An 8,677-nucleotide genomic window follows, 5' to 3' on the forward strand; every position below is an offset into this window, starting at 1 on the left:
GGTCTGCGGGGACAGCCACACCGCCACCCATGGTGCATTTGGGGCATTGGCGTTCGGCATCGGCACCTCGGAAGTGGAACATGTGTTTGCGACACAGACGCTGCTGCTGCGCCAGTCCAAGACGCTGGAAGTGCATGTGACGGGCGAATTGGGTTTCTCCGTGTCGGCCAAGGATGTGGCGCTGGCCGTGTGCGGTGTGCTGGGTTCTGGCGGCGGCGCTGGCCATGTGTTTGAATATACTGGCCCGGTCATCGAAGCGCTGTCGATGGAAGGCCGCATGACCTTGTGCAACATGGCCATCGAGGCCGGGGCCCGTGCCGGCCTGATTGCGCCCGACGCCAAGACCATCGCCTATGTTGCGGGCCGCCCGCGCGCGCCCACGGGATCGGCGTGGGATGCCGCGCTGGCCTGGTGGCAAACGCTGAAGACCGATCCGGGCGCGAGCTTCGACAAGCGCATCGAGATCGACGGCAGCGCCATCGCTCCGCTGGTCACCTGGGGCACCAGCCCGGATGATGTGGTGGCCATCACTGGCGCCGTGCCCGATCCCGCCAGCTTTGCCGATGCCGGCAAGCGCGCCGCTGCCGCCAAGAGCCTGGATTACATGGGCCTGATACCCGGCACGCTGATGCAGGATGTGGCCGTGGAGAATATCTTCATCGGCAGCTGCACCAACAGTCGCATCGAGGATCTGCGGGTCGCGGCCGACGTGGTGAAGGGCCGCAAGGTCGCCAGCAACGTGCGTCAGGCGCTGGTCGTGCCGGGCTCCGGCCTCGTCAAGCGCCAGGCCGAAGCCGAGGGGCTGGACCGCATCTTCATCGACGCCGGCTTTGAATGGCGGGAACCCGGCTGTTCCATGTGCCTGGGCATGAACCCCGATCAGGTGCCGGCTGGCGAGCGCTGTGCCAGCACGTCGAATCGCAATTTCGTCGGCCGCCAGGGCCCGGGCGCACGCACCCACTTGTTGTCGCCCGCGATGGCAGCAGCGGCGGCAATTTCGGGGCATCTGGTTGATGTTCGGCAGTTGATGCGCTGATTCGGACTGAATTTTCTGGGTTTTTACCCTGTATAGGCACTGCCCGAACGGGGCAGTAATGGTTCCTAAACGGCTTCTCCCGTATGTTGGTCGCTTACGAGGGGTAAGCAAAGGACGGATGTTGCGACACAGCAGCAGACCGACATTGGCTCTGATGAGTCTCCTGGCCCCCTTCACCAAACGATCTTGGGGTCTGATCGTTTTGGTGGTGGGGCTGTTCTTCGCGCTGTGGGTCGCACCAGCGCGGGCAGAGAACGTGCAACTTGCGTACAGGCACGTTCCGACCTGTCAGGGCAACACGTGCATCACTCCGATTTCCCCGACTGCGAGCCCGGCTGCTGGCCCGGCTGCTAGCAAGGAATCGCCCAGCCAATGGACCTGGTTCATCGTTGATCCGGCGCGCTTGCAGCGCATGCCGGTGGGCTGGAACCTGGTGATCGACAATGTGCGTTTTACCGCCATCGAAATCCGGGTGGTGCATGATGGCGGCGTGGCCGTGATCCGCCGCGGCCAGTTCGAGCTGACCCGCAACTGGACCATGGGCAATAATCTGCGGTTCCAGATACCCGTGGCGGGACCGGATGTGACTGCCATCCAGATCGGCTACCGCAACATGGACGCGCCAGATCTGCTGCGCACCATCAAGGCGATGGATGCAGCCGGGCATGAATCGCATGTGCTGCGCTGGACAGTACAGGTCGCCCTGGTGCTCGGCATGTTGTTTTCGGCCTTTGTCTACAACATGTTCCTGCTCACCTGGCTGCGCACCGGTTTCCAGCGCTGGTATGTCGTGTGGCTGGCGGGCAGCCTGGGCTATCTGCTGGTGTGGTCCGGTGCGATCCTCAACATCTTTCCGTTCCTGGCCGGGCCGGCCTCGGTGCGCACTTTCTATCTCCTGCTGGGGCTGCTGGTGGTGTCTGGCGCGGCTTTCTTCTTCTCGCTGATCGAGAAGGACAAGCTGCCCCAGCGGCTGATCGATTTTGGCCAACTTGCCGGCATGGGCGTTGCGCTCACATCGGTGGTGGCGGCGTTCGACACGTTTTTTCTGGCGGCGGTGAGCGATCTTCTGCTCAACGTCTGGTTGATCGTCATCACGCTCACCCTCACGGTGGCGTCGGGATTTGCAGCGCTGCGCGGCAGCCGGGCGATCTGGTATTATCTGGCGGGCTGGGTGCCGGCGCTGGCGGTGCTGGTGCTGCGGATCTTCCGCAATCTGGGGCTGCTGCCGCAGGATGATCTGGTCGATCTTGCCGGCTTTGCCGCCATTGGCTGGGAATCGCTGCTGCTGTCGCTGGCGATTGCCGATCGCTTCCGCCAGCTGCGCCGCGATGCCGATGCCGCCGATGCCGAACGCGAAACCCTGTTCCGGGTGGCGACCACCGATGCGCTCACCGGCCTTGGCAACCGCGCGCTGTTCCAGAACATGCTGGAACAGCCGCTGGCCCGCAATTCCGGTATCGACGTGATTGCGATCGATATCGATTTCCTGAAGCAAACGAACGACATGGCCGGCCATGATGCGGGCGATGCGCTGATCGTGGCGGTGGCGGAACGATTGACCGCGGCCGCTGGCCCCGAAGCCAATATTGCCCGGGTTGGCGGCGACGAATTCGTGATCCTGCTCACCGGTGCGGCGCGCGAACGCTTGTCGGCCGTGCGCCAGATGATCGCGCTGTCATCAGGTGTGCCGCTGCGCCATTCGGGCCATAATCTCACCATCTCGATCTGCGCCGGCCACAGTGCATCGGAAGACAAGGGCATGTCGCTGGCCCGCATCTTCAAACAGGCCGATCTGGCGCTGTACCGGGCCAAGGCCGCCGGCAGAGGCTGCTGGCGCAGTTATGACAGCAGCATGGCCGATGAAGCCGAAGCCCGCACCCGCCTGCTGTCGGAAGCGCGGGTTGGCTTGGCTGGAAATCAGTTCATGCTCCATTATCAGCGTGTTGTGCAGCTGGATGATACGCTGGTCGGCTATGAGGCGCTGCTCCGCTGGCAGCATCCGCGGCTGGGCCTGCTGGCGCCGGGCGATTTCCCCGATGTGTTGCGTGAATCCACCCTGCTGCCGCAACTCCAGGCGCATGTGCTGAAACTGGCGCTGGAACAGCTGGCCACTCTGCGCAGCGATGGCCGGGATCTGACCATGGCGGTCAATTTCGTCGGCAGCCAGTTGCAGGGCACGGCTGCAGCTGTTGCCGTTCTAGATGAACTGGCCCGCTACCGCGTGCCGCCGCATTCGCTGGTGGTGGAAGTGACGGAACTGGTGGTGATGAGCGGGCTGGGCGGCGCGTTGATCGAAGCGCTGGAATGTCTGCGCGATGCCGGAGTCAGTGTGGCGCTGGATGATTTCGGCACCGGCCATGCCAGCCTGATCCAACTGCGCGACGTGCCGGCCAATATCGTCAAGATCGATCGCAGCTTCATCGCTCGTTTGTCGGAATCGGCTGGCAACCAGCAGGTGGTGCGCGCCACCATCGATCTGGCCCATTCGATGGGTAAGCAGGTGGTGGCCGAAGGTGTCGAAAACGACGCCCAGCGCCAGCTGCTCACCCGGTTGGGCTGTGATCTGGCGCAGGGTTGGCTGTTTGGCCAGCCGCAGCCGTTCCCGCTCACCCGCCGGGCCGCGGCCTGACGCTCAGGCTTCGCGCGTCATCACCGGATCAAGGATGGTATCGGCCGCATCGGCTGCCAACCCCGGATAATCGGTGCTGTAATGCAGCCCGCGGCTTTCGCGGCGGCGGCGGGCCGAACGCACGATCAGATCAGCCACCGTCACCAGGTTTCTAAGTTCGATCAGATCGGCGGTGATGCGGAAATTGCCGTAATAATCCTGCACTTCCTTGCGCAGATTCTTCACCCGGTGGGCGGCGCGTTCCAACCGCTTGTCGGTGCGCACGATGCCGACATAATCCCACATGGTGCGGCGCAGTTCATCCCAGTTATGGGCGATCACCACTTCTTCATCGCTGTCGGTGACCCGGCTTTCATCCCAGGGCTTCACCTCTGGCAGCGCGGCGGGCGGTGCCTGTGCGGCAATATCGTCGGCCACGGCCTGGCCGAACACCAGGCATTCCAGCAACGAGTTCGATGCCAGCCGGTTGGCGCCGTGCAGGCCACTCTGCGTCACTTCGCCAGCCGCCCACAGGCCGGCCAGATCGGTGCGGCCATCCAGCGTGACCATCACGCCGCCGCAGCTGTAGTGCGCTGCCGGCACCACCGGGATGGGCTGGGTGGTGCAATCAATGTCCAGCTCCAGCAGCCGGGCGTGGATAGTGGGGAAATGCGCCTTGATGAAATCAGCGCCCAGGTGCGTCAGATCGAGCAGCACATGTTCCAGACCCAGCCGTTTCATTTCGGCATCGATGGCGCGGGCCACCACATCGCGTGGGGCCAGTTCCAGCCGATCATCATAACGCGCCATGAAGCGGCTGCCGTCGGGCAGTTTCAGATGGCCGCCTTCGCCGCGCGCCGCTTCGGTGATGAGGAAATTGCGGACGCTGGGGTGGTAAAGGCAGGTCGGGTGGAACTGGTTGAATTCCATGTTCGACACGCGGCAACCGGCCCGCCACGCCATGGCGATGCCGTCACCGGTCGCGCCATCCGGGTTGGTGGAATAGAGATAGACCCGGCTTGCGCCGCCGGTGGCCAGCACAGTGGCGGGCGCCACAAAGCGCACGACATGGCGCGATTTGGCGTCGAGCGCATAGACACCATGGCAACGCCGCTGCGGGAAGCGTTCGTGCAGCACATGGCGATGGGTGATGAGATCGACCGCGGCCATGTGCGGCACCAGCGTGATGTTGGGATGCGCCTGCGCCGCCTTGATCAGCGCCTGGCTTACTGCCCAGCCGGTGGCATCATCGACATGCACGATGCGGCGGTGGCTGTGGCCGCCTTCGCGGGTGAGGTGCCAGCGTTCGGACACGGTCTCGCCGGGATTGAACGGCACGCCCAGTGCCGCCAACCGGTCGATGGCGGCGCTGGCACCGGCCGCGACCACTTCCACCGTGGCGCGGTGGTTGAGCCCGGCGCCGGCCACCATCGTATCGTCGACATGGGCCGCCACCGTGTCGCCCGCATCCAGCACGGCCGCAATGCCGCCCTGCGCCCAGGCGGTAGAACCATCGGCAAGATCGCCCTTGGCCAGCACGGCCACCGTGCCATGTTCGGCCAGATGCAATGCTGCCGTCAGCCCGGCCGCACCGGAACCGACGACAATGGCATCAAAATGACGGGCTTCAGGCGGCGGCGCTTTTGCCACTGGTCAACTCCAGGAACACGTCTTCCAAATCGGCCTCGCGGGTGGAAACATCGATGATGCCCACGCCCGCCGCCGACAGGCCGGCCAGCACGGCGCCGGCGTTGGTTGTGCGCTTGTCAAAGGTGATGATCAGGCGGCGCGGGTCTTTCAGCTCGACCGATTTGCACGTCACCAGCGCCGGCGGGGCCGCCAGATCGGCATCCACCACCACGTCCAGCACCTTGTCGCCGGTGGTGCCCAGCAGCTTGGATGTCTCGTCGTTGGCCACCACTTCACCGTGGTTGATGATAGCGATGCGGTCGCACAGGCTTTCGGCTTCTTCGAGATAGTGGGTGGTCAGCACGATGGTGGTGCCCTGCGCGTGCAGGTCGCGCACATAATCCCACAGCAATTGCCGCAGTTCGATATCGACGCCCGCTGTCGGTTCATCCAGCACCAGCACCGGCGGGTTGTGCACCAGGGCCTTTGCCACCAGCAACCGCCGCTTCATGCCGCCCGACAGCGTGCGCGAATAGACATGCGCCTTGTCCTCCAGCCGCACTGCTTTCAGCAATTCCATGGTGCGGCGCTTGGCCTTGGGCACGCCGAACAGGCCGGCCTGCAGTTCCAGCGTTTCAAACGGCGTGAAAAACGCATCGAACACCAGTTCCTGCGGCACGATGCCAATGCTGGCCTTGGCGTTGCGCGGATGTTCGTCGATGTCGAAGCCCCAGATGCGGGCGCTGCCGGCGGTCTTGTTCACCAGGCCGGCGAGGATGTTGATGGTGGTCGATTTGCCGGCACCGTTCGGCCCCAGCAGGCCAAAGATCGAACCGCGCGGGATTTCCAGATCAATGCCTTTCAGCGCCTGCTTGCCGCCGGCATAGGTCTTGGTCAGGCCGGTGAGGCGGATGGCTGGTTCGCTCATGCCATCGGGATAGACCGGGGCGCGGGGTGGGGCAAGGGGAGGGAAGGTCCCACCCCCAGCCCCCCAGCTTCAAAAGCGAGCGACGGCTTCCACCCCGAACAGCTGCGGCAAGCCACGAATGAACGTCGGGATACCAAACGCCCCGCCGGTGTTGCCGCCGTCGAGCAGATATTCCTTGTCGAACAGATTGTTGGCAAAGCCGATGATTTCCCACTTGCCCTTTTGGTCGCGGATGCCGGCGCGCAGGTTGACCAGCGTGACCGGGCCCTGGCTGGTGACCGGGTTGTTGGGCAGTTCAAAGAACACGCTGGAACGGTGGGTGACGTTGGGGTTGGCAAACAGTTCGATCGTGTCCCCCAGCGGCAGGCGGAAATTGGCACCAGCCGAACCCTGCCATTCCGATTGCAGGCGGAACCGATCGCCGGCGAAATTGCCGAAGCGCGGTTCGTTGTTCACGCGCGCATCGATATAGGCGCCGTTGGCAAACAGCCGCACACTTTCAGACAGGTTCAGGCTGAGTTCGGCTTCGACACCCTTGTTGGTGGCGTCGGCATTGACGATCAGCGCCGGGGCGCCCTGCTGCGGCACCGAAATCTGGAAATCCTTGTATTTGATGAGGTAGGCGCCAAGGCTGAAGTTCAGCTTGCCGATGGTGCCCTTCACGCCGGCTTCGAAATTGTCGAGCAGTTCGGCCGGGAACACCCGCACATTCGGCGCCAGCACCCCGCCGATGCGGCCAGCGTTGACCTGCACCACCGGCGAACGGCGACCACGCGAATAGGTGGCATACAGGTTCACATCGTCGGTGGCGCGGAACAGGATGTTGGCGCGCGGCAGGAAGGCATCGAAACGGCCCGACGCGCTGAGCAGCTGGCCATCGGTGTTGATGCCGCCGGCAATCAGCGGGCCGCGCGTGATGACGCTGTTGGGGATGCGAGTGGAAATGCCGCTGTTACGGTCTTCCGTCAGCCAGCGTCCGCCCAGGTTGATCTCCAGCTTGGGGAAGGGGATGAAGGTGATATCGCCGAACACGCTGAAGGTGGTGATATCGGCCGAGTTGCGGAACAGTTCGGCGGAATAGGGCAGCACGGTGGCGGCACCGCGGGTCAGGATGGCGGTGGCGCCGGCGGCATCCACACGGCCGGTGGCGGGGTTGATGCAGGCCAGGCCCGGCACCAGGCGCGCGGCGCACTGCAGGAAAGTGCCTTCTTCCGAACTGAACGGCACCGACTGGAAGCCGGTTTCAGCGAAATAATTGGCACCGAAGAAGCCACGCAGCTTTTCATTGTCGAAATTGGCGCGGGCTTCAAAGCTCATCTGCTCGCCGCGCGCGTCTTCGGCGAATTCCAGATACCAGGCCTGCGTGCCATCGGCATCGAACACTTCGTTGCTGTCGAAATTGCGATAGCCGGCGATGGTGGTGATGCTCCAGGCGTCGCTGATCTTGGCATTCACCGTCAGGTTCACGTCATAAACGTTGCGCGTCAGGCCGGGCTGGTCAGCGCCTAGCGCGGTCTGGCTGAACGGCGATCCAGCGACTTCCTTGAAGCTGTAGGGGCTGGTGGTGCCGCCGGTGGGCGCGAACGTGCCCGACGAAAAGGCGGTGCCCGGCGCGCGCTGGCCATCATAGGTGGCGACCAGATCGGCGGTGAGATCGGGCGTCGGCGTGAAGCGCAGCGAGACGCGGGCGCCATATTGGCCCTGGCCGTTCAGATCATCGACACGCGGGCCGTTCGGCGTCTGCGAACCGGGGCGGCCGGCGATGTTTTCCACCACGCCGTCGCGCAGCTTCACGGCACCCGCCACGCGCAGGGCGATGATGTCGTTGCCGATGTTCACATGGCCATCGATGCGGCGCTGATCATAATTGCCATAGCCCACGCGTAGTTCGCCCGACAGTCCGGCACGCGGCTTGGCGGTGATGACGCTGACCACACCCACGGCAGCCGCGGTGCCGAACAGGGTGGATTGCGGGCCCTTCACGACTTCGACGCGTTCCAGATCATAAAGATCGAAATACGACCCGCGCGACCGTGAGACATCGACGCCGTTCAGATAGATCGTCACGGCGGGCGAGCCCTGCGACGAGCCGGTGTCGGACGTGATACCGCGAATCACGAAACCGGGGTTGTTGGGCGATTGTTCCTGCACATTGAGGCCGGGCACATAGGCGGCCAGCTGATCGAACTGGGTGACGCCGATTTCGCGCAAGGACCGCCCGGTGTAGGCAGTAACAGTGATCGGCACGTCGTTCAGCTTCTGCTCGGATTTCTGCGCCGTGACGATGATTTCCTCGCCAATGGTTTCAGCCATTTGTTCATCAACCGCAAAGGCTGGCATGGCGGGCAGCAGGCTGGCAGACGCGAGGAGCAGAAGACGACGCATGAACAATCCTCAGGTTGGCGGCACGGCGATGCTGCAGTGCGGCATGAGCTGGGGCTTTGCCCCGCGCAGATTGCAGCGCCGTGGCAGTGGT

Annotated in this window: 5 protein-coding genes; 2 read left to right on the forward strand and 3 right to left on the reverse strand. The window is 63.9% G+C overall.

From position 1 onward, the window contains the following. Both leuC and RMO81_RS12130 read left to right on the forward strand, forming a co-directional pair. Nucleotides 1–1,036: 3-isopropylmalate dehydratase large subunit (gene leuC, locus RMO81_RS12125; protein WP_310476149.1), on the forward strand; the 1,036-nt coding region annotated here is incomplete at its 5' end. Between the two features lie 154 nt (nucleotides 1,037–1,190). Next, nucleotides 1,191–3,665 (forward strand): EAL domain-containing protein, encoded by a 2,475-nt coding sequence (locus tag RMO81_RS12130; RefSeq protein WP_310476150.1) that lies wholly within the window; start codon nucleotides 1,191–1,193, stop codon nucleotides 3,663–3,665. 3 nt (nucleotides 3,666–3,668) lie between these two features. Here the strand turns inward: RMO81_RS12130 and nadB are convergent, their stop codons facing one another. From nadB to RMO81_RS12145, 3 genes are all read right to left on the reverse strand, one after another. Next, nucleotides 3,669–5,294 carry an L-aspartate oxidase gene (gene nadB, locus RMO81_RS12135; RefSeq protein WP_310476151.1) on the reverse strand — a complete coding sequence of 542 codons (1,626 nt, stop codon included), beginning with the start codon at nucleotides 5,292–5,294 and terminating at the stop codon, nucleotides 3,669–3,671. Beyond that, the gene (locus RMO81_RS12140; RefSeq protein WP_310476152.1) at nucleotides 5,272–6,201 is read right to left on the reverse strand and encodes an ABC transporter ATP-binding protein; all 930 of its coding nucleotides are present in this window, start codon (nucleotides 6,199–6,201) and stop codon (nucleotides 5,272–5,274) included. Before RMO81_RS12140 ends, nadB begins: the two co-directional genes overlap by 23 nt. 69 nt (nucleotides 6,202–6,270) lie before the next feature. Then, nucleotides 6,271–8,586: a TonB-dependent receptor domain-containing protein gene (locus tag RMO81_RS12145; RefSeq protein WP_310476153.1), complete on the reverse strand. Its 2,316-nt coding sequence runs from the start codon at nucleotides 8,584–8,586 to the stop codon at nucleotides 6,271–6,273. Nucleotides 8,587–8,677 lie beyond the last annotated feature (91 nt).

It is taken from the genome of Sandarakinorhabdus sp. (assembly GCF_031422795.1).
Taxonomy (GTDB): domain Bacteria; phylum Pseudomonadota; class Alphaproteobacteria; order Sphingomonadales; family Sphingomonadaceae; genus Sandarakinorhabdus.

Bases quoted from the DNA above. Each gene is read 5' to 3' on its own strand.
- RMO81_RS12130 (WP_310476150.1), top strand. From the start codon at position 1,191: ATGAGTCTCCTGGCCCCCTTCACCAAACGATCTTGGGGTCTGATCGTT.
- RMO81_RS12140 (WP_310476152.1), bottom strand. From the start codon at position 6,201: ATGAGCGAACCAGCCATCCGCCTCACCGGCCTGACCAAGACCTATGCC.
- RMO81_RS12145 (WP_310476153.1), bottom strand. From the start codon at position 8,586: ATGCGTCGTCTTCTGCTCCTCGCGTCTGCCAGCCTGCTGCCCGCCATG.